Source organism: Bacillus sp. C1, assembly GCF_054570475.1.
This window is the reverse complement of record NZ_JBTMZT010000006.1, coordinates 61,617-87,692: the sequence shown is the minus strand read 5'-3', so window position 1 is coordinate 87,692 and position 26,076 is coordinate 61,617. Positions and strand designations below refer to the sequence as shown.

Genomic DNA, 26,076 nt, shown 5'->3' with positions numbered 1-26,076 from the left:
ATAATGAAATCCTGCTACAAATTAGAAGTTAAAAAAATTGAGCCTTACTTGTATTTCCTTTTAACTTTTATAAATAAGGGAATACTATAAAAATACCCATGCATATAGGAGGATTTATATATGAAACCCGAGTTTTTACAAGCCATCCATGAAGCAATTGGTAACATTGAGCATATCCACATTGAAGAAAGCGGAGCAGACAGCCTCCTCATTCATCATGATGATGCGGGGCAGTTAGGACAAATTGCTGAAACGTTAGAAAACAAGAAATTCCGTTCTACAATTCGGAACAACGGAACTACATCTTTTATTGAAGTTATAAACAGTTAAAAAAGTTCGGTATACGTCCGAGCTTTTTTAAATCGAAATTTGAAACTCTTTTACATATACCGCAGTTCCAGACATCTCAATTTGTAACGACTCGTCTTCGTAATTCTTTGTTACATAAACAGCAATTCGACCGTCTTTGTTCATCTCTTGTCCTTGTTCAATAATTACTGTCAGTTCACTATTAAAATCTCGGTTCAAAAACTTAGCATAATACGCTCCCATGACACCAGAAGCAGTACCCGTTACCGGATCTTCTATCGTTCCAGAATAAGGTGATGAAAAATGACGACCATGCATATGTGCTCCCTTATCGTACGCCTCTAAACAAAAAGGATGAATGGATGCCTTTGGTACTTCTTTTAAAATAGATGGAAACTCTTCATTATTTGGTCTCATTCTTTGAAAGGCATCCAACGTTTTAATAGGAACTAGCAAAGTCCAGATCCCAGTACTTCCATACATAATTGGTAACGTTTCGTCTAAATCCTTTTCATGAAGTCCAATGCTATGAGCTAACTCTTCAATGGAGCCCTCAAATTTTTGAAACTGTGGCGCCGCTTGTCTCATTTTAACAAATGATTCTCCCTTTTCATTTATACCTATATGTACCGGCAAAACTCCTGCTTTCGTTTCGATTGTAAGGTTTTGTTTCCCCCTCAGTAATCCTTTTTCGTGAAGTGCATAAATCGTTCCGACTGTCGCATGTCCACAAAGATTCATTTCATTTCCAGGTGTAAAATAACGAATCCTTATATCCGCTACATCGGAAGGAAGCACAAAAGATGTTTCATTAAATCCTACTTTTTCTGCAATAAACTGCATTTCATCATCCGTCAATCCTTCTGCATGTATGACAAGTCCAGCTGGATTTCCCATATTCGGCTTATTACTAAATGCATCGTAGTGAAAAACTTTTATATCCTTCATTTCCTCATCTCCTAAAAGAATTGGTTTACATACTTTCTCAAAATCTCTCTAAGAATATTTTCCTGTTGCATCCAAACATAATGTTCCGCTTCCTCTATTTCAATCGTTTGAGCCCCGTTTATAATAGATGCGATTTGTAAAATAGGCCAAGACGGACGTATATCTTTTTCGCCATATATAAATAGAGATGGCACTTCAATCTTTGAAATATCTTTTAATACATGAGGCCCCTTAATAAATTCCCGCCAAGAGCTTATTAAAGAACGGTGCACTTCCTTATTATAAGAATAAACCGAATCGGGCCCTGTCTCTCCTCGTCCTTCCAGCCCTTCTTGATAGGCACGTTTCCAATCTCGATCATTTTGAATACCAGTTCCTGAAATGGAGACAAATCCTAGCAATGAATGAGGCTGTAACATTGCATACGCAAGGGCTAAATCAGCTCCCCATGAGTGACCAATAACAAGCCACCTCTCAATTTTGTAAAATTCTCGTATTCTTTCCATATCTTCTATACACTCTTTTACACCGTACCCTATGCCATCGAACTCAGAACGTCCGCACCCCCTAGGATCAAATCGAACGACTTCACATATGTCGTCTAGTAAACGAGCCACTGGTTCTAAATAATCCGCACAACCTGGCCCACCGCTTATGAATAAGACAGGAATTCCTTTCCCCTGTTTTACTGTCCATAAGCGGAATCCTCGCGTCTCTATGAATTGCTCTTCCAAATTTATCTCCTCCATTTCTATCTCTTTACATCCTAACTTATTGTTCTACTCGGTTTTTATAATAGATTAAAAAATTAGTCCACTTATCATTTTCAAAAGAAAACTCTTTTCGTGTACATTCAAACAAGAATCCCGCTCTTTCCGCCAGACGAATCGATGCCTCATTATCAACATTTATATGCAGTTCAATGCGGTGAAACTGAAGCTGCTCAAAGAATAAATATATAGCGGCACCCACACTTTTTACCCCATAGCCCTTTTTCCAATACTGATTATGAATCGAATATCCCATCATCGCCCATTGATAATCCATTCGTAAAAGTTTAATGAGTTCGACCTTCCCAACATTCACACCATCTTCTTTACGAAAAACACCTAACACATACATTTCATCTCGTTTTGCCTCTTCATGAAAACCTTGTATCCACTCGGCAAACCATTCTTTTGTTGACGACGACAAATCTCGATAACCATCATCGTATTTATATTGAGATGGTAAGCGATTATGAAATCCTTCATACCAACTTTTATAATCCTCTTTTTGAAAAGGACGGATAATTAGTCTATCTGTTTCTACTTGTAACAATGATTTTCTCAATGTTCATCTCTTCCTCCATCTTCAATGATATGCATTCTATTTTAGGAGAAATATTATTTATTATTAGAATTATCTTTTTAATTTTAATCGAATTGTACAATTTAGTAAATTCATACGATCTCAGAATAAACAACAGTCCAGTTATGTTCTGTACAAAACATAACTGGACTGTTTATTTTTATTTTATTAAAACACCACTTCTCAGTTCTCTCTTCAATACTTTACCTAACGCGTTTTTCGGTAAACTCTTAACAAACATTACTTGCGGTATTTTGTAGGTTGCTAATTTTTGTTTACAGTACTGAATAACCTCTTCTTCTGTTAACGGTGTGTGAATATCTTTAACGATATAGGCCCTTGGAATTTCTCCCCAAAAGTCATCTGGAATTCCAACCACAGCAACTTCCAATACACCATTTATTTCATGGATTACTTCTTCTACTTGATCCGGATATACATTATCGCCGCCGTGTACAATGACATCTTTATATCTTCCCATTATATACAAGAAGCCATCTTCGTCTATCATGCCAGCATCTCCCATATAAAACCAACTATCTTTTAAAACTTTTTTTGTGGCTTTTTCATTATTCCAATACCCTTTAAACATATATGGACTTCTTACAATAATTTCTCCAACTTCCTTTTCAGGTAATTCTTCACCTGTGTCAGGATGAAGGATTTTCACTTCCACATTTTTAATTGGCTTTCCTACTGACGACATTTTCTCTTTCCCCATGTCTGGTCGCCAAGAACTAACAACCCATCCTTCTGTACTTCCATATCCTTGGACCATGTAAATTCCTTTTTCTGCATAGCGCTGTATAATACTTTCAGATACTTTTGTTCCACCACTTTGTGCTATTTTAAAGGAAGATATATCACGTTCTTTTTTATTTAACTCATCTAACATATAACTATATACAGCCGGGAATGCCAGCATCGTTGTAATTTTCTCTTTCTCAATTGTATTCCAAATAAGAGCGGGATCAGAATCAGAAAGGAAAATCATCGTAATACCATGATAAATACAATTCAATATAGAAAGAACACCGCTCATATGGAAAAGCGGATGTACAGAAAGAAAACGTTGTCCCGCTGGAATTTTCTGTTTCCCTGCAATTTCAGTAAAATAGTTATATAAATTTTTATGACCAATTACACATGCTTTCGCATTCCCTGTTGTTCCAGAAGTAAATAAAAAGATGGCATCATCCTCTTCATGAACAATTACAGCTGGTTCCTTTTTAGATTGATTTTGTAACAATCGTTCAAATGATGGTGCCACATCCATCTCTTGTCCAGTCTCTATCGTCATTAGAATCTCTTTTACTGCATCAATTTTAGATAATACTATTTTAAATTCAGTATCATAGAATAACATTTTTAATTTTGCTTCTTGTATAATCGTTTCTAATTCATATGAAGTAAGCTGATGATTAAATGGGATAAATATTGCACCAATTTTTAAGCTTGCCATCATAACAATCGGAAATGGATGATTATTCTTACATAAAATCCCGATACGATCTCCCTTTTGAATACCTAGTCCTAATAAAAAATGTGCCAATTGATTTACTCGTTCATTATACTCTTTAAACGAATATTTTTTCTCACCTCCAACAAGTGCCTCTCTATCCGCTGATTGTTTTGCTCTTTTTTGTAATAATTGTTGCATTGTACGCAAGAAAAACGCCCCTTTTTCATTTTTAGATTTTTATTTTACTACATTAATTATTAATTTACTAAAGATTAAACTTGATAAATTTTATTTATATCTTTGAAATAAAATCACGTTTAGAACATTGGCGTACATAAAAAAATATCCCGATACTTATAAAAGAATCGGGATACTTTCAAATCATATATAAAGGTTACTTTTATTCATAATATACTTCACATACTCCGCGGCACTCTTTTCGATTTCTTCATCCGTTAACTCATACTCCGCTCCATATAAAGTAAATGCCGGGATAAATTGCATTCCTGTATATAAGCAAGTAGCTTGAAATGGTTTTGTTAGTTCTTCCATTGTCAGCCCATCTTTGTACTGCGTTTCTAATCCCCCTATAGAAATCGCCAAACCAAATTCTTTATTACGTACTTTATCCCCTGTAGAACCGTACGCAAAACCGTACGTCAGCACATCATCAAACCATTTCTTCAGTAATGGTGGTGAACTGTACCAATAGAACGGAAATTGAAATATGTAACGATCGTGTTCTAACAATAACTTTTGTTCATATTCAACATCAAATTCCCAATTCGGAGCTACCTTATACAATTCATGCACTGTGATCTCATCAGAATATTTATCCAATTCTTCTTTCCATCTTTTATTAATTCGTGACTCTTCAATATTAGGATGTGCTACAATTACAAGTGTTTTCATCAATTATTTCCCCCTTATAAAAATGAAATCCTTTAGTATTAGTATGTGTTAATTACATATAATTGAAAAGTACGTACTTTCAGGTGCTATAGGAACCTCAAAGTACCTATGGAGGTGTCATATGAATCAAAATTATAACTTTCCTATCACTACTACCCTTGAAGTTATCGGTGGAAAATGGAAGAGTAATATTTTGTGTGTTCTAATGAACGGAAAACAGCGGACACACGAACTGAAACGTGCCATCCCAGATATTACACAAAAAGTTTTAACGCAACAATTACGGCAACTTGAAGCTGATGGGATTATCCATCGTACTGTATATCAAGAAGTTCCACCAAGAGTTGAATACGCAATAAGTGAGTATGGAAAATCATTAATTCAAATTATGAATGAAATGTGTGAATGGGGAAAAGATCATCAAGACAAAAAATCAACACAATAGAAAAACAAGTGGTAAAAATACTTATTTCAGCGTGTCAACAATCCAATCATACTACGACTGAATGCTTGAAACATGCATAATAAAAGACCTCCAAAAGAGGTCTTCTTACTTAAATAATATGAATGCTAAAACAAAACCGATTACAATTACAAGGATTAGGATGCCAATACCTTTCCAACCTAAACTCCCTACTAAATCAGTAAGGCCTCCCGTTCCAGCCCTATTACATGCATCATTCATATTTCCAGTTGGATTTCTTTTTAATTCTTCTTGTCTTAGTCTTTCTCTTGCTCTTTCAGGAGTTTCTTTGTCTTCGCTCATTTTAGCACCTCCTATTTTCTATGACCCTAACATAATTTATCAATCCTAAATCATTCACCTTACCTTATTGTATTGATTAAGGATTCATACCATACTTTTCAAATTCCTCTACAGTACCACGAAACACATTTAAATCAATAAATTTTTCTTTTCCACTATACCCTTTTAACCGACCTCTATTCGTATATTGCCAAAACATCCAATTCCTATCATCTGACAAACTAGGTTTTGTCAAAACACTCCGTATCCATATATCACATTCAGGATAATTTCCTTTTATATATAAATCATATGCTTCTGATGTTGCATACAAGATAACCCGTTTTTCATAATGCTTTTCTAACATTTGTATCATCATCGTCAGTTCTCGTGCAACATCTTCACGCTTAGGAGGATTCGCCTTTTTATTACCGTAAAATTCGACATCAATTACTGGCGGGAGTGCTTGTCCATTTTTCGGCACGGTTCGTATATACTGTTCAGCTTGCGTTTTCCCATTACTGTCAAAACTAAAAAAGTGATACGCACCAATACGCATATTTGTCTTACTTGCATCATTCCAGTTTTCCGAAAAATATTGATCAACAAATGAGCTTCCTTCTGTTGCTTTCATAAAAGCAAATTTGATTCCTTGCCCTTCTAACTCTCCCCAATCTATTTTCCCTTGATACGAAGCAACGTCTACACCTTTCACTGAAAATTTATTTGCATGTAAATGATTTGGTATTATTATTCCTTGAAATATTAACACCGCAGTAATAGCTATTACACCACTTATTAAAATAAAGATGAACAACATTGCTTTTCTTTTCGAACCTCTGTGTGAATGTTGCATGTATAACCTCGCTTATACTTATTTGAATTTGCAAAAATGTAATTAATAATTTAAAGGGTTCACCAATTAAAGAGCAGAGGGTGGATCCTCTACTCTCTAATTGGTTACTCTATACGAAATACCTTAGTATCTTCATTTCACTTTCTGCTCTATTATCACATACTAGACTGGCGCCATCCACATTCTCGCAAAATCCCTTTTAAGAAAAAACATGGATAAAGTAACAAATACAAGTTAGGAATCCACCAGGAAATATCGAAATCGAAACGGATTGTCCAAAACGCTATGGCTTGTAATCCTGAACAAAAAGTTAAGATTAATGATAAAAACGCAAAATAGCTCCAAGTATGCTTTTGTTTAGCATACAAATACAAACTTATAAAACCAGTCAATGAGATGAATAGATCTAGTCACGAGTTCTTTTCTATCTAATGAATTAAAACGCTCTGAGCATAGGCCCTGAGCGTTTTTAACTTTTATACGGAAATTATTGTATACATTTCTACCACTCTCTATCCCGATTAATTTCCATCTTTTCCTTACAAGCTTCTTCTAAATCAATCTCTAATCTATTGGCTAAATCACATACATTCCAAATCACATCAAACATTTCTAAACCTATTTCTCTTTTGGCATCCTTACCAGCATTTTGCTTTATAATGGCCTCTGTTAATTCTCCTAATTCCGCCATTAAATACATTGTACGTATTTCAATCGTTGTATTCTGAAACCCTTTTTCTCTACTAAAATTTGCTACATACCGCTGAAATTCAGAAAGCTTCACTTTATATTCCCCTTCTCTTTTTATGAATTTCCTCTATCAATCTTCTATCCTCTTTATATTTACAACGATTCGGCTGCCCTTCTGCACGATGTATCTTTAAACCTTTTAACTCATAAACAACTGAATATAATGTCCCAAAATTATTTTTTTTCAGATTCAAACACACATGCTCTTTACTATTTGATAAAATATCTTGTGCATCTTCCCGGTTTAACTGTAGATTTCCTCTTAACCGTTCTTCCATATACATATATCTATTTTGAGACTTACTCCAGTCATTATCGATATTTTTTTGTAAAGCCATCATTTCTTTACTTACAAAATGATTTGTACAAACTATAAAAACTTCATCTGCTTGCGGTCTCCGTACATACATGTTATATGGTGCTTTTTCTACTACTGCTATATTCCCTGATTTGTCCGCTAATAAGTAGTTATTACAGATTGATGATGGGAATTCTCTTAAAATATGTATCGCCTCTTCTACCGTACTTGCATTTTCTAATATTTTGCGAACCGCCACATAAAAATTTAATCCCACTTCTTTATATTCACTTTGTACAAGAGTAATAGCTACCGCTAATCCTTTTTCATTCATCCCATCTACTTTTCCTAAAAATACATCAGAATGTCCAATGTACGAATATGTATCATTAGGACAAACGAGAGAGCTCTCCGTATATTTTTTCATGTCGAAAATCAAATCATAGTTTCTTCCCATCATAACTTCTGAACCATTAAAACATGCAAATATACTACATTGGGCTTGTGGCTCAAATACGCCTATACTCAATATAAAAGAACTTACTTCTTCATACGTTGCATGACACCCTTCAGCAAAACCTTTCATTTCTTCTATTAATTCTGGATAGAAATCATTTAATCGTACATGACTTTGCCTTCCAAAAGCTAATTTTTCTTCTGACACCTTTGGAAACCGAAAGCCATTTTTATATAAAACGCTCGCATAATGTTTGCCCATCTCATAATGTGTTCCGCGTAACCTTGGATGATACATATAATCCTCTCCTTTTTGCTTACTAAAGGTAGGATATATCCTCCTGTAACAGGAGAGTCAATTAAGAATAGACTGGAACACACACTTTCGTTATAAAGTGTAACGGATTATGTTTGGATGCCGGCCGAATGTTTTTATAATCGATTTGTTCAGTACACACTCCCTGTTCATACACCTCAAAAGAGGAATCCCTTATTACATATCCCTTTTCCTCAATGAAATTGATTATTTTTTCATATGCGATTCCTAATTCTGAATAAGGTCCTTTTACAATTACACAAATATGTTTTCCACCTGCTAAAAAACGAACATTAGAAAGTGAGCCATCGTATTCTTTTATAGGTATACAAACCTCTAAATCTATTGGTACGTTCCCTCTATTAAACTGATGAAAAACTGTCATCAGTTTCCCATCTGCCTCTAACCCATATGCATATAATCTTTCAAACAATGTTTTTACAACAAAATCAATTTCTCGTATCCATATTTTTTCACGAACACCGTAAATCAATTGCCTTTCTCTTATTTCTTCAAAGGGTTCTGTTATATTTGAAACAGTTAAAAATGGATTATTTTTTCTTAAATCATCAATAGATTGATTGATTTCCCCTAAAGTTTGCTGCATCTTTATCATTTTTCTCTCTAGTTGTAGCGCCTTTTCTTGCAAATGATTCACTAATTCGGTATCACCATGACCTTCTATAACTTTCTTTATTTCTTGTAATGAAAAACCGAAACCCTTTAATTTTTTTATATATTGTAAAATTTTTATTTGATCATAATCATAATAGCGATATCCTGTTACAGTATCAGTATGCAAAGGCTTTACAAGATTAATTGCATCATAATGATGTAGCGTTTTAATTGATACACCACATATTGTTGAAAACTGTCCAACTGTATACATACATTACCCCAGCTTTCTTTTTTCATTTATTTCCTATTTAATTAATATTTTACTATAGAACACGATCGTTTTAGACAAATAAAAAACGAGTTTTAAGTCAACTCGTTTTTGCACAAAGTTTCTTTTAAACATTTATATATTAGTACGAGGTTCCTCTATTTCCCCCTTATTCCTCCAGTTAAACAAACTTTCAGCCTTCGCTTGCTGTCCTGGTTTCACAAACAACATTGCTCCCATTGCAATAGCGGCCAGAATAGCAGCTACGATAAACATAGAAGAATAGCCATAACTTACAACTAAGTATCCAGTTAAGGTAGGAGCTAAGATTGTCGCAATATTAGCAATGAAATGCATAATACCACTATAGGTCCCTGATTGAGCAGGAGCCGTATCGACAATAATTGCCCAAAATAATGAACTTGGTAAGAAAGCAAATGCATTCCCAATTGACATGAGTGCTAGTACAGCTACATAATTATCCATCGCTGGAATGAAACTAAAACAAATCGTTGTAAGTAATAAAGCAATGATTGGCAGCCCTGTTCGCGCTAAACGAAGATTTCCTGTTTTACGTAAAATACGATCCGATAGCTTTGCCCCTAAAGGCAATGTAATACAGGCTCCAAGCCAAGGAATCATTCCGAGATACCAAAGAGAAGATAATTCAAAATGAAATACATCTTGTAAATATTTCGGCGTCCACGTTAATATCAAGAAATTTATATATTGAAAGCAAAAATACGCCAACGTAACCATGATAAATGTTGGCACTGTAAAAAAAGAATACCATGGCTCTTTTTTTATCCCTTCCTCTGCTTTGATTGATTGAAGAACGCCTTCAGAACTCCGGATTTCAGCTAATTCTTCCTTCGTCACTCTCGGATGCTCTTCAGGCATACTGGTAAAAGTAAAGTACCAAACAATCGCCCAGACAATGCCAATTGTACCGAGGACAAAAAACATCATTTTCCAACTTGTAAAAGATAAGAGCATAACAGCAACAGGTGCAGTTAATACCGCTCCAAGCGGAACACCTACAAATCCGAGAGAAGTTAAAAAAGCTCTTTCCTTTGGTGCAGCCCAGTTCGCTGCAGTCTTATTTGAAACAGCAAAAGATGGACCTTCTGTTAATCCAAATAAAACTCTAAAAAGAGCAAACCCCGCTAAAGCAGAACCACCAAACATAGCAATTCCAATCTCTCCTGCAAAAGCAGTAGCGATTTCAAAAATAGACCAACTTATTGCAGCTACTATCCATACAAATTTCGGTCCTTTTTTATCTGAAAAAATACCTCCTAATAAAGAACCAAACATGTAACCGTAACCAAAATAACCTAAAATGGCTCCCCATTCTTTCGGATCAAATCCATATTCTTTTATGATAAAAGACTGTGCATAAGCGATAGCTCCTCGGTCAATATAATTCACCATCGTAATCAGTGTGAGCATCGTGAAAATGTAATAACGATATTTATTTCCCATCGAAACCCCTCTCTCTCCCTATATTACGAATTTCGTTCAATCTTTTAATAAAATGACATGAACTTTACCTGGCCCATGAACACCAAAAGCTAATTCCATCTCAATATCACCAGTCCGGCTTGGCCCGGTAATAAAATTAATGCAAGCAGGTAATCCACTTGGAACTTGTTCATGGACTGCAGATACACCTTCTGTTAAACGTCTGTAAATGGTATTTTCCGAAAGAATCGCTACATAAACAGGAGGCAACACACTCACTAAACGTCCTCGGCCACCACCATTCCATAAGACAATGCTTCCTGTTTCAGCTAGTCCCATTTCAGCATATGTAATCCCCATATCAACCTTAGCTACGTAATCACGTAGTTCCCTTTCATCTTCTTTCCTCTGCCAAATTCTATGAGAAACTAGATTTTCAGTTAAATATGTCCCTACTTGAAGCTCATGTAATCTCACATCATCCCAATACATCGCTGATTGAACATCAAATTTCCGCACAACATAATGGAGTGCTTGCCTAATTTCAGAACGATATACATGGCTTACTTCTGTATTTAATGCATTCAAACTAGAAATAAACTGTTCAACGAAAGATTCTTGAATAACATCCTTATTTAGATTTTCCGATGGGGTGTTACTCCACTTCGGAGGAATAACTCCAGAGCGACGTTCTCTCCCTAGTTTACGAGCAATATTATTTAAAAAAGAGTCCTGTATGGTTGGTTTCATATTATCCATCCCTCTTTTCCTTGTTCCACCAATCACGGAATGATTGTTTTGCTGGCTGTGGAAAATCTCTACTTGCAGTCCATCCTTTTAATGGACCAGGCCCTTCGGCAATATAGCCATCTTTAGCAAATATGGATAAAGTTATATGAGCCATTTTAACCGCCTTATCATAAACAAACGGATGGCTCGCCATAAATGCAAAACCTTTAAAGGCTAGTTGCTCAGATTTCGTTATAAACCCTTGTTTCACCTCATCTTTACGATGCTCAATGAGAAGGTCGTGTAATGGGATTTTTACTGGACATACGTCTGTACATGCCCCGCACAAACTTGAGGCAAAAGGTAATTCTTTTAATTCCTCATATCCTTCTAACAAAGGCGCTAATACTGCCCCAATTGGTCCGCTATAAACGCTTCCATACGCATGTCCTCCGATATTGCGATATACAGGACATACATTTACACAAGCACCGCAACGAATACACTTCAACACTTCTTGGTAAGCAGTTCCTAAAATATCCGAACGTCCATTATCAAGAATAATCAAATGGAATTCCTCAGGTCCATCTATATCTTCAAGTAAACGAGGCCCATTAATCCCTGTCATATAAGATGTGATTTTTTGCCCCGTAGCACTTCTTGTTAACATTGATACAACAACATCAAGCTCCTTCCAAGTTGGAACAATACGCTCCATCCCCATAATAGCAATATGAACTTTTGGCAATGTAGTTGTAAGTCGGGCGTTCCCTTCGTTACTTATTAGAACGACAGATCCTGATTCTGCTACAGCAAAGTTACAGCCTGAAATACCAATGTCAGCTTCTAAAAACTCCTGACGCAATTTCTCCCTAGCAAACTGTAATAATTGATTCGTATCAGCTGGTATCTCCTTTCCAGCCTCCTTAGAAAAAAGATCAGCTACTTGTTCCTTTGTTTTATGAATCGCTGGAGCAATTAAATGAGAGGGAGCCTCTCCAGCTAATTGAATAATATACTCTCCAAGATCAGACTCGACTACTTTTACCCCCATCTCTTCAAGATTTTTATTAAGATGAATTTCTTCTGAAACCATTGACTTCGATTTAATAACCGATTTCGCCCCTTTTTCCTTTGCGATTTTAGACACATATGATACCGCATCCTCCGCTTTGAAAGCAAAGTGCACATGTCCCCCATTCTTCTGAACATTTTTAGCTAATTGTTCTAAATAGCTATCTAAATTTTCAATTGTATGCATCCGAATTTCAGATGCTGCCTCTCGCCATTCTTCAGTATTTCCTAATTCAAATGTAGCTTGCTCCCGCCCTATCCGTAACCGATCTTGTGTAAATGGAACCGCGCTTCTCATCTGCGAATCGTGCAATGCTTGATCTACTCTCCTAAAAAATCCCATACCCTGCACTACACTCATTTCTCCAGCCCCTTTGCCAGTACTTCTGCTATATGTAACACTTGTATCTCTTTATTTTTTCTACGCAATCTCCCGCCAATATTCATGAGACACCCCATATCGGCTCCAATTAAGAGATTTGCTTCTGCCGCCTCAATATGTTTTATTTTTTCATCAACCATCGTTTCAGAAATCGAACTCATTTTCACTGCAAAAGTACCACCAAACCCACAGCAATCTTGACAATATGGTAACTCTTTTACATCTAGCCCTTTTACTTGCGAAAGTAACTGAAGTGGTTCATCCTTTATCCCAAGTCCACGGCTCATATGACAAGATTGGTGGAAAACTGCTGTCCTACATAGCTTAGAATTCAAATCACTTTTTCCAAGTACATTCATTAAAAAATCCGTTAACTCATGCGTTCTATTCGCCAAATGAACTGCTTTTTCATACCATTCACTATCATTCTTAAACAGCTCTTTATAATAATGATGAATCATACTAGCACAAGACCCTGAAGGAGTCACAACATATTCGCTATGTTCAAATGCTTTTATCATTTGCTTTGCAGTTGCTTTTGCTTCTTGTTGATATCCACTATTGTAAGCTGGTTGCCCGCAACAAGTCTGTCCTTCAGGAAAATCTAGTTCCACTCCGCATCGTTCCATAATTTTAACGACATCTTTACCTAATTCAGGAAAGAACACATCGGATAAACAAGTAATAAACAATGAAACTTTCATAATAAATTCCCTCCCCAAAACAAGAATTCCTATTTTCTAACATGAAATAATTCGGCCATTATCCCCATTTAATCTCTGTGATCACGTAAATATCAGTTTTCTACTTTCACTTATTTTTAACAATACCTCGCATCTTTCCCCCTTAATACCTTACGGTTAAAATCATATACCTTTATTGAATTTTAAATTTTTAGAATTTTCTATATTCGAAGTCTTTTATTTATGATATCATGTGAAATACTATATAAAAACTATTTATAAAGTTGTTTTTGTATATAAAAAAGGTATAGAAAGAGGTTTCAAGATGGATATAAGGCAACTCCGTTATTTTATTGTAATTGCTGAAGAAAGGCAGCTAACTCGTGCAGCACATCGGCTTCATATGGCACAGCCCCCTTTAAGTAGGCAACTTTCATTATTAGAACAAGAGTTATCTGTAAGCTTATTTGAAAGAAACGGTCGTAATATGCATTTGACAGAAGAAGGAAAAATGTTATATAGGAAAGCAAAAAGTATTATCAGGCAACTAGAAGAAACCATTACAGAGATTAAAGATACTGGTGAAGGCTTGAGGGGAAACCTATCTATCGGCGCATTTCATTCGTGCATTCCTTTTCTAACTGAAAAAATCCGCTATTTTCAAGAAAACTATCCGAACGTAAACTTAAAAATATGGGAAGGAGGCCCTTTATACTTAACAGAGCATCTAGCAAATCGGAATATCGAGCTCGCTGTATTACGTAGCCCATTTAATAAGGATACTTTTTCAAGCATTTGTGTATCACAGGAGCCATTCGTATTAGTCATGCCTGCAAAATGGGAGCTTTATCATTCAAATCATCCAATCTCTATAACTGAACTAAATCATATCCCTCTCTTACTTTTACATAACGATAAAGAAGACAGTTATCATCAACTCGTCATTGATGAGTGCAATCGCCTTGGTATAAAATTAAATATAGCATGTGAATGCCCTGATTCTGCATTTGTACTTATGCTTATCATGGCTGGAATTGGGGCATCTGTTCTACCTAAAAGTGCTGTATCTTATATCCCACAAGAATTGATAAAAATAGTAGATTTAATAGATTTCCCTTTTCAATCCGAATCATCGATTATATGGCTGAAAGATCGTCAGCTTTCTAAAAGTGCTAGGCGATTTATAGACTGTACATGATAGGATTCCGGAGATGTAACTATGGTCCTTGAATCTTGCAAAAAACATTTACTTACTAAGCTGACGAGCAATAATACGCTAGTCCCAAGCATTACATAGTATTAATTGTTCGGAGCTAGATTATAGGAAAGGCAGAGATAGGTATGATATTGTGGTTTCGAAATTTGCCACAGATAAGTCTGGATTTGTCAAAATGGAAGCCTTTCATTCAAAATATTTGGTTTCGAAAGCATTATATGAAGTTTGTTTACCTATTAATGGTTACTTTTTTTCTAGCACCAAATTGGTTCGGGGTAAGGTTCAATCATATGACAGGATCCTCCCTTATTTTAATCATTTTTTTTGTTTTTTAATGCACGAAGTCCTTCATATTCTTGTAATAAACAATAAAGGTGATATTAGCTTAACGTTCAGAGGATTATATTTTTGGCTCAATACAAATGCAATTCTTTCTAAGAAGAGATTTTTGGTCTTTATGAGCTTACCTTTTATCGTATTATCGGTAATCCCAGCTATTACTTCGTTCTTTGTATCGGATGATATCAAATCCCTCATTTTATTTATTAGTTGGATAAATTTGATAATCTCTTCCTCCGATATTGTTAATTCATTTTTAATCCTAATTAAACCAAATAAATCTGTATTTTGCAGAACTACCGAGTAAAATCGTAATCCAGCAGATTAACAAGTTCGATCTCACTAATTAATGGTGGGATTTTATTTAGATAATGATATATTGGCCAGCACTACTTTATTTCCAACTTTCGTTTTCTCTGATACCCCTTTGTTTCATATATTTGATAAAAACACTATCTTATAAAACCATGAATGACTTTGAAAAGATATCGCGACGGTTAAAAAGTTATTCTTATCGGAATTAGTACAACAACATTTATTTAAGAAAAGCCAATCCAAATATTGTGGTAAATAAGGTCATTAGTGGTACAAAAGAAGGATAGAACATACAGAATTATTCTGCTTGTTTCTATCCCCTTCTTTTATTCATATATAATGTATAACATTATATATTTATTCTTGTTAAAACAAAAATTGATTCAAACTTCTTGAATCTAAATAAAAAAATTCACTTATCTTTTTTCTGCTTTCCATTCAGTATAATCCATATTAAGATATGGATCTATTTATATTGTTATAAAGAATCCACATATTCCTTTGCTTCAAGCAATGAATAACCAAAAACTTCGCGCGTTTTCTTAACCGCTGCGACCGTTTTTCCATCTTTCACAAGCTGACGTAGTTCCTTATTAATTTCAGGTTCTACCTCTTTAATTCCCATCTGTTTTGTTATTAACTCTACTCTATTTTCTATACGCTTTAGTCTAGCATCCGTTCGTTTTTCCATTTGCTTCATCTTTTCTCCGATGTAAATGATACCAAAAGCAAGTATGGATAGTACAATCCAAAACTCCATAGTGTCCCTTCCAATAACTTCTGTATTTTATACACGACGAAATCGAATAATATAAACTATTAAAGTAGTGAATAAAATCACTATAAAACTGATTAAAAACCAACCACCTAATCCATTCGCTTTTCCTATCGCAATTTGTACTTCCTTCCATGTAGCAATAACGAAAAAGACACTAATTTCAACATTTAAAGCAATCATCAATCTTCTTCCTTCTGCATACAATTTTGGTGCCTTTTCTTCTGGTACATCCGTAGAATAATTAAATATTTGGGAAGCTTTCCCTAACATATAGAATAGAAAAAATAAAAGTGTACCTATGATTGGCAAAATTAAAATACTTTCTTTTCCACTCCACCCATCAGGCCTCCCCATCCTGTCAAAGTGGGATGGGATCCTTTCTGGTAATTCCGACCACATAAAAAATACATATACGCATATACCGCATAACAAAACAAACGATAGTACCTCTATACATACTTCAAATTTTGTTTTTGGAACTTGTATATTCTGTTCCACCTCTACATCCTCCTCTAAAATTGATGATATTATAAATCGAATCCCTAATTAAAGTTCAACATACTAAATTTCCCACTCTACCTTACTTTTTGATAGATATATGAACTTGTCCTTCTCCATTTATCTCAATCCACTTTCCATAATCAATCTGTATGATTAACGGATGAACTTCTGCATCTAAATCCGAGAAAAACCAACGACGCCCTGATGGCCCTAATAGTAAGTAAACTCCGTTTTCTCCCATAAAGTGAAAGCCATCACTTAGCTCTTCCCCATCTCTTACTGGGATTCCAAAGGCTATCAATTGATTTCCTACTTCGAGAACTTGATCTGTTGTCAAGCTCATTTCACTTACATGTAAGATAGAATGAACAGAGAAAGGTCCATCGCTTTCTGGAGATGTCGTATGCCTAGAGATAAACTCTACAATATTCCCTGCAGGATTCATAAAATAGAATGAGTGTGCATGAGAGCGCGGAAAGTATACTTCATCCCTCTCAGCTTCTATATTTAAAACGACCTTATTTTTCGCCCATTCTTTCGCTTCAGAAAACGTATTAGACGGAATATTGAAAGCAAAATGATAAAAAGGTTTATTGTTCGCATGATTTTTACGAAATTCTACTTCGCTCTCTCCTACTTGTATGGTAAAACTCACTTCACTACTATGTAATAATCGAAAACCTAATCTATTTAAATAGAAGTCTTGCATTTCTTCTAATGCTTGACTGTATAGAATAACTTTATTTATCAACATTATAAGCCCTTCTTCTAATTCAACTTTATATTCAAATTATATAATTAATAACTAAATTTTACAAATAATTGAATTAATAAGACATTCGCATTATAATTATGACTAGATATTAAAACTTAATACTAATAAAGGGAGGATTTTATGAATTCAAAAGCACGAATTACAGCTGTCGGAACGTATGTACCTGAGAAAATATTATCAAATAAAGATTTATCCAGCCTTGTGGAAACGACAGATGAATGGATTGTACAGCGAACTGGTATGCACGAGCGAAGAATTACTTCCCCTGACGAATTCTCTACAACTTTATGTATTCGAGCTGTTCAAAACTTAATGGATCGATTCCATGTTTCTATTGATGACGTTGATTTAATTATTGTTGCAACTGCTACACCCGATTACATGTTTCCCAATACCGCAAGTCAAGTTCAGGCTCATTTTGAAATACCTCATACAGGAGCAATTGATCTAAGTGCTGCTTGCGCTGGGTTTGTGTATGGACTAACTGTCGCTAATGGGCTTATTACATCCGGAACAAACAAAAAAATCCTCGTTATTGGTGCTGAAACCCTTTCAAAAATCACAGATTATAGCGACCGTACTACTTGTATCCTTTTCGGAGATGGTGCTGGCGCAGCCCTTGTAGAATACGATGAACGCAACCCTAGTTTTTTAGGAACTCATATGGGATCTAAAGGTTCTGGCGGAATTAACTTATACCAAACTGCTTTATCAAAAACAATGAATGGAGAGGCGTTACAAGATACGCCACACCTTGTTCAGAACGGAAGAGCAGTTTACAAATGGGCTGTAAACACCGTCCCGCAAGGCGTACAACAATTACTACAAAAAAATCATTTCGATGTATCGGAGATCGACTGGTTCATTCCGCATAGCGTCAATTTAAGAATGATTGAATCTATTTGTGAACGAACAGCTATTCCTCTTGATAAAACACTCATGAGTCTACAATATTGCGGAAACACTTCTGCTGCTTCTATTCCGTTAGCACTTGATATCGGATTAAAAGATGGAAAAGTTAAGACTGGTGATACTTTACTTTTATATGGATTCGGTGGTGGTCTTGTACATGCAGGGCTCATATTAAAATGGAATATATAACAGAAAGGCTGATGTCTTATCACATCAGCTTTTCTGTTATCTCTCCCCAATCTAGTTCAATACGACACCCTTTAATATATTCCTGTATGTAACATTTCTTTTGTTATAATATAGTAGAAAAGGAGATTACGCATATGGAACTAAAAACAATAAATATATATGAAAGAATGAAGCAATACCCTGTAATCGGTCTAAGCTTAGCCACAATCCGTGACGGTACATTAGAACGGACTGAAAGCTTTGGTCTTCTTGAAGCAGGGACAACTCAAAAAGTTAACATGAATTCTATTTTCAACGCTTGCTCCATCAGTAAATTCATCACAGCAATGCTCGTATTAAAATTAGTAGACAAAGGAATATTGAACTTAGATAAACGTGTAAATAATCAGCTTGTATCTTGGAAAGTCCCTAAAAATAAATTCACTTCTGATAAAAAAGTTACTTTACGAAATCTACTAAGTCATCAATCTGGAATCATTGATCCTCATAAAAGTTTTGATATATACAATTCGGTCCAAGGAAAACCTACCATACTTCAAATTCTTCAAGGTAAAACACCTTATTGTCCAGTTCCTATCGAAGTTCAATATACACCAGAAAGTAAATTTCATTATTCAGATGCTGGATTTTGTATCATCGAACAACTAATGAATACTCCCCCACTTAGCAAAGCTTGAAGTGGGGGTTTCTAACGTTTCGACCTAACGGACGATTAACGTCAGCGGGGTTAACACACTAGCGAGCTGTTTCACGCCTAACCCCTCTATCCCGTTTTTCCATGCATTCGGGACTACTTTTCGTAAAATATTCGCCGCAGCATTTACGTCTGCGTTGATTTCGATGCCTTTCGCAGAACGATACATACCGCGTTTTATTCGTTTTCCTGAAAAAGTTGCATGTTGGTCATTTATTCCATACGTTGGAATGAAGTCATAATCTAGAAAACTTGCTTTTGACGTGTACGATTCCTCGGTTACAATAACTTGAATACCTACTGCATTTGCTTTGTATGTAATCATTTGAATCAATACAGTATGCGAGATATGGCAAAATGTTTGGTTATTTTTCTTTCCCATATCAGTTTCTTGTTTCCAACTTTTGTTTTGACCAATAACGATTTGGCAAACTCTCTCTTCTTGAGCCAGTTTTACAATATGATGACTCGCTTTATGAAAGATGTCCTTTATTTTCAGGTAACGCTTTTGATGAAGTTTTTCTATTCTTTTTGAAGTAAAAGGACCTGTCCCTGTTTGTTTACCTCGCCTGAGAACACTTGTAAAGTGACTCTTCATTTTGTTGTAATATTGATTTATGCTTTTGACATGTTTGCCCTTAACAAGTACAGGCTTCATACCTGTGTTTGTTACAATGGTTGCAAGGTTATCAATACCTAAATCAATACTCATATAACGACCATTCTCTTCAACAGTTTGTTGTTTTGAAGGACCATCTAACACGAGTTCCACTACATACTCCTTGTATTTTGGAATGACACGAACTTGTTTCAGTTTTCCTTCAGTAAACCCTAATTTCCCAATATTCAATTGTAATTTTGTCTTTGGAAACTTTAAAAACGTATCATTTTTAATGACACAATCTTGGTTTGTATACAAAATTTCCTTTTCAGAAGAACGAATATACTTTGGAATGCTAGGTTTTCCAGTGTATTTGTGAGGATTCTTTTTATAATCTTTTAAACTAGCAAAAAAAGACTTCCAATTTTGGAATACGTTTTTCATGATGGATTGACTAGATTGTGTAGGCAAAGCACGATAATCATTCTGAATCATCGCTTTAAATAATGCATCCAAAAAATTGTAATCTACATACGGTTTTTCTGTAGTTGGTTCTGAAAACAAATTACATTTCACTTCTTTTTGTTTTTCTTTTGGTTTTGTTTTCTCTTTTTCCACATTCTTTTGATAGGCCAGAATTTGGGTATCATTCATCTTCCCTATGTTTTTAGCAATTGTATCTAAAACTTCTTTTTGTAAAGGTTGCAACTCCTTATTTTGTGTCAAACCTGTATACACTTGTCGTATATAAAAGTTTGTCGTGTTGTACATATTCTTCGCGTTTTGGCAAGATTCTTGAAAATAAGAATACATACGATGTCCTTTTTTAATCCAAATTTGAAGCGTTTTATAATTCCTTTGCTTTTCCGCTGTCATTTTTTCACCTCCTTGTTAAGCATATCATACCAAAACAAGAACGTATGTTTCCGCTATTTTATTTGAACATAACATATTTTTTTCGATTCACCTCACCACCTTCACATATGTTTAGAGGTGGGAGTCCTCTCGAAAGATATGATAGAAGACGTTACCGGATCATCTTTTAATCAATTATTACAAGAAGAAATATTTGCACCTTTACATATGAATAACAGTACGCTAGTGTATCCTAAACAAAATATAACAAATAATCGTTTCTCCTGTGGTCACGATAAAAATGGACATGTAGTAGCCGGGAAATATCCGTCCTATCCGTATACGGCTGCTGCAGGAATATGGTCAAATCCAACAGATATAGCTACTTTAGTAATAGAAGTCATTCATTCTTTGCACGGCAATAGCAAACTCGGTCTGTCTTCGAAAATTATCAAAGAAATGATTTCTCCTCAAGGTAGTTCAAAGTGGACTGGTCTAGGTGTGTTTCTCGATAAATCAGACGAAGAAATAGAAATATCTTCACTTGGTTGGGGCGTTGGGTTCCAATGTTTCATGCTTGCATACCCATATAAAGGTAGTGGTGCTGTCATAATGACAAACTCAGATTTGGGTGTTCATCAACATGAAGGGATTATTGGAGAGATTATTACTTTATTAGAACTGTAAAAACTTTTATTTGTTTAATAGTCTCATCCAATGATACTTAGCCTTTTATAACGTTTGTTTTCACCTTAGTAGCCTCTGCTTTGTTTACATGCTAAGACACGAACATCTTAAACATTACTCTACATCATGGTTCTCACATGAGAAAACTACAGAATCCTTTGTTTTCTCTTCTCCCTCATCACTCAATCCTTCAAGATGGGATTCCACCAATCTAATTCCATCTTGAAATGTTATTTTTCAATTTGTCATTCTATTCTCAAACGAAATATCCGCTTAGATAATAAAATACTTTTACAATTTTAAATTTTCATCCCCTGTACTTGCACAAGGATAGTACGCTTCCGATTCTACCAAAAAAACGGATATTGAACTTAATGAAAAACATATTATTTCTATGATTTTTCCAATGTGTCATTCACTACGTTACATTGAAAAATAAAACGTAACGTTCAAAATTCTCTATATGTTTTGTTACATTTTTTCTGTTCGCTATTTCTAAAAAATAAACAAATTCGTATATAAATCCATCTATTTCGCAGCATTCAAATGCTAATATGGAAAAATCACATATAAACCCAAAATTTTTTTAGTAAAAAGCAAGATAATATTCTGTTGACAATTCCAAAAATACTAGCTATGCTTTCTACACGAAAGAAACGCATAATATTATAATTGCTACACCTGTTAGGTGAGGCTCCTATACAAACATAGGCTATTGCCCAAAAATATCGAAAGATGCCAATGGGTAGAACAGGGATTGTCGGATTAAGGCTCTTCTTAAGATAGCTAAGTGATGAAACTTCATCCTTTACGTTGTATAGTGCCAAAACTCGACTAGGGGGAAGTTTAGCTTTATTTACGTATACAATTTTGCCCCCCTCTCGTTGAATAACTAGAGGGGTTGTTCTTATACAAAGAACTGTACATGAACCATTTATCATATGAAGTTAAAAATAAACAATCCATGTATTTACTAAAGGAGGCGCACAGCATGGAAATGAACGTTAAAGAAAAAACACTATTTCTCATTTATAGCTATGATGATTGTACAAAGTGAAATTGTATATTTGTATTCTCTTAGCTCCTAATGCGTTGTTTATATGTCACCTACTATGAAGAAGAATTGACTAGGAATAACATTTAAACCGTAATGATTTCGTTTTAACAAAAAGTCATCATTCCTCTTCTTTCTCATCCCTTTTTAAAAGCTATATAAAGTGAATGTAAGGGATCATCACGTATATATACAACTATACTTAGTGGAGGAAAACATATTGAAACGTCTAAGAAAAATTTTAAAAAGATTTATAATCCTTCTGTTCATTTTTATACTAATTGGTAGTGGCGTATTATTTGGTACGAGCTACGGTCATGATTTTCGTGTCATTATTGCTGAAAGCATATTAACATCTCAACATCCGCAATTTGCGAAATATACTTTTCTACCGAAAGAAGAATTGAATACATTAACAGATCGTATCCATAATCCAAAATGGATTAATAGTAGGAATCGTATTTATGGAAAAATGACTGCGAAGAGATTAAAAGAATTAAAACATGCACCTTTAAAAATCGATATAGAAACGATTAAAAGCACTGCAAATACTCGCTTTCATTTCGAAGGAAAACTAGTTACTATTAGTAATCCGTTTAATGTGAAACTCGCTACTCACCAAGGAACACAAGGATCAGAAAAAGGTGAAAAAATTAGTGTCATGGCTAAGCGTAATCATGCCCTTGTTGCTGTAAACGCAAGTGGATTTTCTGATGAAACAGGTAGAGGCGGCGGCAATATTGCTACTGGAATTGTAATCGAGGATGGAAAAATTATTAATACGAACCATGATAACAATGCTCCTACCATTATTTCTGGTTTAACAGAATTTGGTGAAATGATAACAGGAAACTACTCTGCCAAACAATTATTAGCTAAACACGTTATTTCAGCAGCTGGCTTTATGCCGCAATTAATTGTAGATGGAGAAAAAATGATAACAGAGGGAGATGGCGGCTGGGGGTCTGCACCGCGTAGTATAATGGCACAAAAACAAGATGGATCTCTCATGTTTCTCGTTATCGATGGTAGACAAGCACATAGTATTGGGGCCACTTTAAAGGAATGTCAAGACATTCTCTATGAAAAAGGTGCCATAAATGCAATGGCTATGGATGGAGGCTCTTCAGCCACATTATATTTATGGGGAAAAGTTCGAAATTCACCATCTACCTTATCTCATGAAGATCGATTTTTACCAAACGCTTGGATCGTAGCAGCAAATCCGAACCAACAAATACAAATAACAATGGATGGGAAAAATATAGATACAACTACACTAGAAGATTCAATTTAAAAAATGAAAAGAATTATTATGAAATACAAATTCATTATATAGGTGGGATTTATAACATGAAAATAGTGATGAACCAAAATATATGCTATATTTCTGAAAAAGAAAGTTCCATTAGATGTTGCGCGAAACATTTCAACTCTAACATGAAACCATGTATAGGTGATGTCATCGAACTTCCAGCTTTCAATCATCAAACCCAGTTTTCAAAAGTAAAGGAAATATTTATAAACTTCGAAAAAGGTGAATGTAATATTATTGTTGAACAACTCATCACTAACAAATTAACCGATATGCAAGAATACATTCAAGTATTAATCGATCATGGATGGGTTGAAGAATTTGTAGAATAATATTTTAAGAGTCTGTATCTGCACACAGTGATTCTCAAATACTTATATCCACTTAGTTGTAGGTATATAACGAAAAGCGCCTATAATATAAAAAAGCTGGTTTTTTTCCAGCTTTTTTATATTATATTTTTAGCCACAATCTTTAAATGTTCAGGTGCAATAATCTCCTTTATACTTTCTTGAAGATCCTCATGAAGCATTTCTTCAAGATGCTCCAATGACACTTCCAGAGGTGTGCACTCCAGCGTTTCAATATTTAATAAGGAATAATGTTCTTTTTTCTTTATGACTAAATATTGATTCTCTCCTGTTATAAGTAAAGAACCTAATCGAATTCCAAGTAAACGTTGGTCATCAAATTTCATATTGTATCCCTCTCTCTATTGATAAATATACGAAAAACACCTTACATATTTTAATAAATATATGCATATTATAAATCTATCATAATTCATTTCAAAAAAATACAAAATATAGCATGATTACCTCTTAATAGGAGGTCTATATTACCTATTTTACATACGATATTCTTAATACTCCATATATTACGGTACAAAAAACTTTCTCAACATATAACGATCACTTTCTAGTTTTCTAAATTGTCAGAACGAATTATAATAAATGTAATGAAAGTTTGACCTCTCCTAATTGCTGTACATATAGTTGGTCGGTAGGAATTGCTACCGACCTATTTTTTTGGTCAATATTGAATCTTCTTTTTGAATACTGGAACATACAAATTCTGCATCTTGGCCCACACCACAAAGAAGAGCTGATCCTCTTTGATGTTGCCACGGTAATCCAATATAGTATAATCCTTGCACTTTACTTACGCCTCTTGTATGAATAGGAAACCCTTCCTGATTAACCGCTCCTTCCACTTCAATCCACCGATAATTTGGCGTGAAGCCTGTAGACCATATTATGTTCTGGACATCGCAAGTGCTATCATCTGAAAAAACTACTTTATGCTGCAATGCATTTACTACTTTAGGTTTCACTGTTATCTTCCCATTACGAATGAGCTCTCTACATTCAAAACCAAATATCGGATCTTTCCGCTGCCTAAACCATCTTCCCCGCCTTGTATTTGTGCCAGCATATAATAGGCCTATCGTTTCCAGCCAAGAAAAAATACTCCTTCCCATTATTTTTAATGGTAAAAATGACAGTGGATGACTGACAGCAATCGTAACATCATGAGTTTTCGCAAGCTCTACCGCAATTTGTGTGCCGGAGTTCCCTCCTCCTACTACAAGAACTGGCCCATCTGGAATTTGCATTGGTGATTGATATTGTGAAGAATGAATTTGAAAAATATTATGTGACAAGTTTTGAGAAATAGAGGGAATAAAGGATTGCTGAAAAGCTCCTGATGCGATAATAACTCGTTTAGATTGCATAATTTCTTTAGATGTATATACTTCAAACACGCTCCCCTTCTTCTTTATTTTTAAAGCATTCATATTTAATCTCACCGGTATGGAAAAATGTTTTGCATATGCTTCTAAATAATTGGCAATTTCATCTTTACTCGGAAATTCATTTTGATCTCCATTTAACCTCATACCCGGCAATGCACAATACCGCCTTGGTGTAAACAATTGTAAAGAATCGTATCGCTTTCTCCATGAATCGCCAACTTCCTTTTCTCCATCTAACAAGACAAAACGATAGTTTCCTTGCTGTAAATAATACCCCATAGCTAGACCTGCTTGGCCAGCCCCTATTACAATTACATCTAACATTTTTCCATCCTCCTTTTCAATATGAACATATGAATATCTGTTCATATGTTCATATGTTTGATTCCATCATATAAACTTTCTTTTTACAAATCAAGGAAAATAGCCCTTCCTCTACTCAATATGTAAATATAAAAAAGCGTAATCG

The 26,076-nt window shown here is 34.9% G+C and carries 26 protein-coding genes, 4 pseudogenes and 1 riboswitch; of the genes and pseudogenes, 9 read left to right on the top strand and 21 right to left on the bottom strand.

The annotated features are described in order from the left end of the window. Positions 1-120: 120 nt before the first annotated feature. Positions 121-330 carry a hypothetical protein gene (locus tag ACX5JI_RS17480; protein WP_459502308.1) on the top strand — a complete coding sequence of 70 codons (210 nt, stop codon included), beginning with the start codon at positions 121-123 and terminating at the stop codon, positions 328-330. A gap of 27 nt (positions 331-357) precedes the next feature. Here ACX5JI_RS17480 and ACX5JI_RS17475 read toward each other — a convergent pair whose 3' ends face one another. The 5 genes from ACX5JI_RS17475 to ACX5JI_RS17455 all read right to left on the bottom strand — a co-directional run bounded on the left by ACX5JI_RS17475 (position 358) and on the right by ACX5JI_RS17455 (position 4,981). After that, a complete protein-coding gene (locus ACX5JI_RS17475) occupies positions 358-1,257 on the bottom strand; it encodes a PhzF family phenazine biosynthesis protein (protein ID WP_459502306.1) in 900 nt (299 codons plus the stop codon). An 11-nt stretch (positions 1,258-1,268) separates the two neighbouring features. Further along, on the bottom strand, positions 1,269-1,991 hold the full coding sequence (locus tag ACX5JI_RS17470) for an alpha/beta fold hydrolase (protein ID WP_459502305.1): 723 nt from the start codon (positions 1,989-1,991) through the stop codon (positions 1,269-1,271). 37 nt (positions 1,992-2,028) lie between these two features. Beyond that, positions 2,029-2,589 (bottom strand): GNAT family N-acetyltransferase, encoded by a 561-nt coding sequence (locus ACX5JI_RS17465; protein ID WP_459502304.1) that lies wholly within the window; start codon positions 2,587-2,589, stop codon positions 2,029-2,031. A 178-nt stretch (positions 2,590-2,767) separates the two neighbouring features. After that, the gene (locus tag ACX5JI_RS17460; protein ID WP_459502303.1) at positions 2,768-4,276 is read right to left on the bottom strand and encodes a class I adenylate-forming enzyme family protein; all 1,509 of its coding nucleotides are present in this window, start codon (positions 4,274-4,276) and stop codon (positions 2,768-2,770) included. Between the two features lie 174 nt (positions 4,277-4,450). Next, a complete protein-coding gene (locus ACX5JI_RS17455; RefSeq protein WP_459502302.1) occupies positions 4,451-4,981 on the bottom strand; it encodes an NAD(P)H-dependent oxidoreductase in 531 nt (176 codons plus the stop codon). 121 nt (positions 4,982-5,102) lie between these two features. On the opposite strand from ACX5JI_RS17455, the gene ACX5JI_RS17450 reads away from it, so the two are divergent. Beyond that, positions 5,103-5,426, top strand: coding sequence for a winged helix-turn-helix transcriptional regulator (locus tag ACX5JI_RS17450; protein WP_459502301.1), 324 nt, complete (start codon positions 5,103-5,105; stop codon positions 5,424-5,426). A 105-nt stretch (positions 5,427-5,531) separates the two neighbouring features. Here ACX5JI_RS17450 and ACX5JI_RS17445 read toward each other — a convergent pair whose 3' ends face one another. From ACX5JI_RS17445 to ACX5JI_RS17400, 10 genes and pseudogenes are all read right to left on the bottom strand, one after another. Further along, positions 5,532-5,747, bottom strand: a complete 216-nt coding sequence (locus ACX5JI_RS17445; RefSeq protein WP_459502300.1) for a DUF6366 family protein — start codon at positions 5,745-5,747, stop codon at positions 5,532-5,534. 76 nt (positions 5,748-5,823) lie between these two features. Next, a complete protein-coding gene (locus ACX5JI_RS17440) occupies positions 5,824-6,582 on the bottom strand; it encodes a glycoside hydrolase family 25 protein (protein WP_459502299.1) in 759 nt (252 codons plus the stop codon). Between the two features lie 155 nt (positions 6,583-6,737). After that, positions 6,738-6,992, bottom strand: a pseudogene (locus ACX5JI_RS17435) (DUF5360 family protein); the annotation flags it as partial. Positions 6,993-7,084: 92 nt separating this feature from the next. Then, complete coding sequence (locus tag ACX5JI_RS17430) at positions 7,085-7,366, bottom strand: MazG nucleotide pyrophosphohydrolase domain-containing protein (RefSeq protein ID WP_459502298.1); 282 nt, start codon at positions 7,364-7,366, stop codon at positions 7,085-7,087. 1 nt (position 7,367) lies between these two features. Further along, entirely contained in the window at positions 7,368-8,384 is a 1,017-nt protein-coding gene (locus tag ACX5JI_RS17425) for a C45 family autoproteolytic acyltransferase/hydrolase (protein ID WP_459502297.1), read from the bottom strand. Between the two features lie 61 nt (positions 8,385-8,445). Further along, on the bottom strand, positions 8,446-9,291 hold the full coding sequence (locus tag ACX5JI_RS17420) for a MerR family transcriptional regulator (RefSeq protein ID WP_459502296.1): 846 nt from the start codon (positions 9,289-9,291) through the stop codon (positions 8,446-8,448). 132 nt (positions 9,292-9,423) lie between these two features. Beyond that, entirely contained in the window at positions 9,424-10,773 is a 1,350-nt protein-coding gene (locus ACX5JI_RS17415; RefSeq protein WP_459502295.1) for an MFS transporter, read from the bottom strand. Between the two features lie 36 nt (positions 10,774-10,809). Continuing rightward, on the bottom strand, positions 10,810-11,502 hold the full coding sequence (locus ACX5JI_RS17410) for a LutC/YkgG family protein (RefSeq protein WP_459502294.1): 693 nt from the start codon (positions 11,500-11,502) through the stop codon (positions 10,810-10,812). Position 11,503: 1 nt separating this feature from the next. Beyond that, on the bottom strand, positions 11,504-12,916 hold the full coding sequence (locus ACX5JI_RS17405) for a LutB/LldF family L-lactate oxidation iron-sulfur protein (RefSeq protein WP_459502293.1): 1,413 nt from the start codon (positions 12,914-12,916) through the stop codon (positions 11,504-11,506). Further along, the gene (locus ACX5JI_RS17400) at positions 12,913-13,641 is read right to left on the bottom strand and encodes a (Fe-S)-binding protein (RefSeq protein WP_459502291.1); all 729 of its coding nucleotides are present in this window, start codon (positions 13,639-13,641) and stop codon (positions 12,913-12,915) included. Before ACX5JI_RS17400 ends, ACX5JI_RS17405 begins: the two co-directional genes overlap by 4 nt. 304 nt (positions 13,642-13,945) lie before the next feature. Here ACX5JI_RS17400 and ACX5JI_RS17395 point away from each other — a divergent pair, with 304 nt between their 5' ends. Both ACX5JI_RS17395 and ACX5JI_RS17390 read left to right on the top strand, forming a co-directional pair. Beyond that, positions 13,946-14,818: a LysR family transcriptional regulator gene (locus tag ACX5JI_RS17395; protein WP_459502290.1), complete on the top strand. Its 873-nt coding sequence runs from the start codon at positions 13,946-13,948 to the stop codon at positions 14,816-14,818. A gap of 137 nt (positions 14,819-14,955) precedes the next feature. Continuing rightward, positions 14,956-15,482: pseudogene (locus tag ACX5JI_RS17390) on the top strand (DUF3267 domain-containing protein). Positions 15,483-15,968: 486 nt separating this feature from the next. Here the strand turns inward: ACX5JI_RS17390 and ACX5JI_RS17385 are convergent. The 3 genes from ACX5JI_RS17385 to ACX5JI_RS17375 all read right to left on the bottom strand — a co-directional run bounded on the left by ACX5JI_RS17385 (position 15,969) and on the right by ACX5JI_RS17375 (position 17,523). Then, the gene (locus ACX5JI_RS17385; protein WP_459502289.1) at positions 15,969-16,250 is read right to left on the bottom strand and encodes a hypothetical protein; all 282 of its coding nucleotides are present in this window, start codon (positions 16,248-16,250) and stop codon (positions 15,969-15,971) included. Positions 16,251-16,277: 27 nt separating this feature from the next. Beyond that, the gene (locus tag ACX5JI_RS17380; RefSeq protein ID WP_459502288.1) at positions 16,278-16,766 is read right to left on the bottom strand and encodes a DUF1648 domain-containing protein; all 489 of its coding nucleotides are present in this window, start codon (positions 16,764-16,766) and stop codon (positions 16,278-16,280) included. Between the two features lie 82 nt (positions 16,767-16,848). Further along, positions 16,849-17,523, bottom strand: coding sequence for a toxoflavin lyase-like VOC family protein (locus tag ACX5JI_RS17375; RefSeq protein ID WP_459502286.1), 675 nt, complete (start codon positions 17,521-17,523; stop codon positions 16,849-16,851). A 141-nt stretch (positions 17,524-17,664) separates the two neighbouring features. On the opposite strand from ACX5JI_RS17375, the gene ACX5JI_RS17370 reads away from it, so the two are divergent. Both ACX5JI_RS17370 and ACX5JI_RS17365 read left to right on the top strand, forming a co-directional pair. After that, on the top strand, positions 17,665-18,645 hold the full coding sequence (locus ACX5JI_RS17370) for a ketoacyl-ACP synthase III (protein ID WP_459502285.1): 981 nt from the start codon (positions 17,665-17,667) through the stop codon (positions 18,643-18,645). A gap of 134 nt (positions 18,646-18,779) precedes the next feature. Beyond that, positions 18,780-19,295 (top strand): annotated as a pseudogene (locus tag ACX5JI_RS17365) (serine hydrolase domain-containing protein); the annotation flags it as partial. Between the two features lie 51 nt (positions 19,296-19,346). Here ACX5JI_RS17365 and ACX5JI_RS17360 read toward each other — a convergent pair. After that, a complete protein-coding gene (locus ACX5JI_RS17360; RefSeq protein WP_459502284.1) occupies positions 19,347-20,816 on the bottom strand; it encodes an RNA-guided endonuclease InsQ/TnpB family protein in 1,470 nt (489 codons plus the stop codon). Between the two features lie 132 nt (positions 20,817-20,948). Here ACX5JI_RS17360 and ACX5JI_RS17355 point away from each other — a divergent pair. From ACX5JI_RS17355 to ACX5JI_RS17345, 3 genes and pseudogenes are all read left to right on the top strand, one after another. Further along, positions 20,949-21,482: pseudogene (locus tag ACX5JI_RS17355) on the top strand (serine hydrolase domain-containing protein); the annotation flags it as partial. Positions 21,483-22,155: 673 nt separating this feature from the next. Continuing rightward, positions 22,156-22,331: riboswitch (M-box (ykoK) riboswitch) on the top strand. Positions 22,332-22,756: 425 nt separating this feature from the next. Then, entirely contained in the window at positions 22,757-23,833 is a 1,077-nt protein-coding gene (locus tag ACX5JI_RS17350) for a phosphodiester glycosidase family protein (protein WP_459502283.1), read from the top strand. Positions 23,834-23,889: 56 nt separating this feature from the next. Further along, complete coding sequence (locus ACX5JI_RS17345) at positions 23,890-24,183, top strand: hypothetical protein (protein WP_459502282.1); 294 nt, start codon at positions 23,890-23,892, stop codon at positions 24,181-24,183. Between the two features lie 116 nt (positions 24,184-24,299). Here the strand turns inward: ACX5JI_RS17345 and ACX5JI_RS17340 are convergent, their stop codons facing one another. Together ACX5JI_RS17340 and ACX5JI_RS17335 are read right to left on the bottom strand one after the other, a co-directional pair. Further along, entirely contained in the window at positions 24,300-24,548 is a 249-nt protein-coding gene (locus ACX5JI_RS17340; protein WP_459502281.1) for a hypothetical protein, read from the bottom strand. 315 nt (positions 24,549-24,863) lie between these two features. After that, a complete protein-coding gene (locus tag ACX5JI_RS17335) occupies positions 24,864-25,931 on the bottom strand; it encodes a flavin-containing monooxygenase (protein ID WP_459502280.1) in 1,068 nt (355 codons plus the stop codon). Positions 25,932-26,076 lie beyond the last annotated feature (145 nt).

Excerpts from the sequence above, each read along its gene's own strand:
- ACX5JI_RS17480 (WP_459502308.1), top strand. The coding sequence starts at position 121 with ATGAAACCCGAGTTTTTACAAGCCATCCATGAAGCAATTGGTAACATT.
- ACX5JI_RS17475 (WP_459502306.1), bottom strand. The coding sequence starts at position 1,257 with ATGAAGGATATAAAAGTTTTTCACTACGATGCATTTAGTAATAAGCCG.
- ACX5JI_RS17455 (WP_459502302.1), bottom strand. The coding sequence starts at position 4,981 with ATGAAAACACTTGTAATTGTAGCACATCCTAATATTGAAGAGTCACGA.
- ACX5JI_RS17450 (WP_459502301.1), top strand. The coding sequence starts at position 5,103 with ATGAATCAAAATTATAACTTTCCTATCACTACTACCCTTGAAGTTATC.
- ACX5JI_RS17445 (WP_459502300.1), bottom strand. The coding sequence starts at position 5,747 with ATGAGCGAAGACAAAGAAACTCCTGAAAGAGCAAGAGAAAGACTAAGA.
- ACX5JI_RS17440 (WP_459502299.1), bottom strand. The coding sequence starts at position 6,582 with ATGCAACATTCACACAGAGGTTCGAAAAGAAAAGCAATGTTGTTCATC.
- ACX5JI_RS17425 (WP_459502297.1), bottom strand. The coding sequence starts at position 8,384 with ATGTATCATCCAAGGTTACGCGGAACACATTATGAGATGGGCAAACAT.
- ACX5JI_RS17420 (WP_459502296.1), bottom strand. The coding sequence starts at position 9,291 with ATGTATACAGTTGGACAGTTTTCAACAATATGTGGTGTATCAATTAAA.
- ACX5JI_RS17415 (WP_459502295.1), bottom strand. The coding sequence starts at position 10,773 with ATGGGAAATAAATATCGTTATTACATTTTCACGATGCTCACACTGATT.
- ACX5JI_RS17410 (WP_459502294.1), bottom strand. The coding sequence starts at position 11,502 with ATGAAACCAACCATACAGGACTCTTTTTTAAATAATATTGCTCGTAAA.
- ACX5JI_RS17405 (WP_459502293.1), bottom strand. The coding sequence starts at position 12,916 with ATGAGTGTAGTGCAGGGTATGGGATTTTTTAGGAGAGTAGATCAAGCA.
- ACX5JI_RS17400 (WP_459502291.1), bottom strand. The coding sequence starts at position 13,641 with ATGAAAGTTTCATTGTTTATTACTTGTTTATCCGATGTGTTCTTTCCT.
- ACX5JI_RS17395 (WP_459502290.1), top strand. The coding sequence starts at position 13,946 with ATGGATATAAGGCAACTCCGTTATTTTATTGTAATTGCTGAAGAAAGG.
- ACX5JI_RS17385 (WP_459502289.1), bottom strand. The coding sequence starts at position 16,250 with ATGGAGTTTTGGATTGTACTATCCATACTTGCTTTTGGTATCATTTAC.
- ACX5JI_RS17375 (WP_459502286.1), bottom strand. The coding sequence starts at position 17,523 with ATGTTGATAAATAAAGTTATTCTATACAGTCAAGCATTAGAAGAAATG.
- ACX5JI_RS17370 (WP_459502285.1), top strand. The coding sequence starts at position 17,665 with ATGAATTCAAAAGCACGAATTACAGCTGTCGGAACGTATGTACCTGAG.
- ACX5JI_RS17360 (WP_459502284.1), bottom strand. The coding sequence starts at position 20,816 with ATGACAGCGGAAAAGCAAAGGAATTATAAAACGCTTCAAATTTGGATT.
- ACX5JI_RS17345 (WP_459502282.1), top strand. The coding sequence starts at position 23,890 with ATGAAAATAGTGATGAACCAAAATATATGCTATATTTCTGAAAAAGAA.
- ACX5JI_RS17340 (WP_459502281.1), bottom strand. The coding sequence starts at position 24,548 with ATGAAATTTGATGACCAACGTTTACTTGGAATTCGATTAGGTTCTTTA.
- ACX5JI_RS17335 (WP_459502280.1), bottom strand. The coding sequence starts at position 25,931 with ATGTTAGATGTAATTGTAATAGGGGCTGGCCAAGCAGGTCTAGCTATG.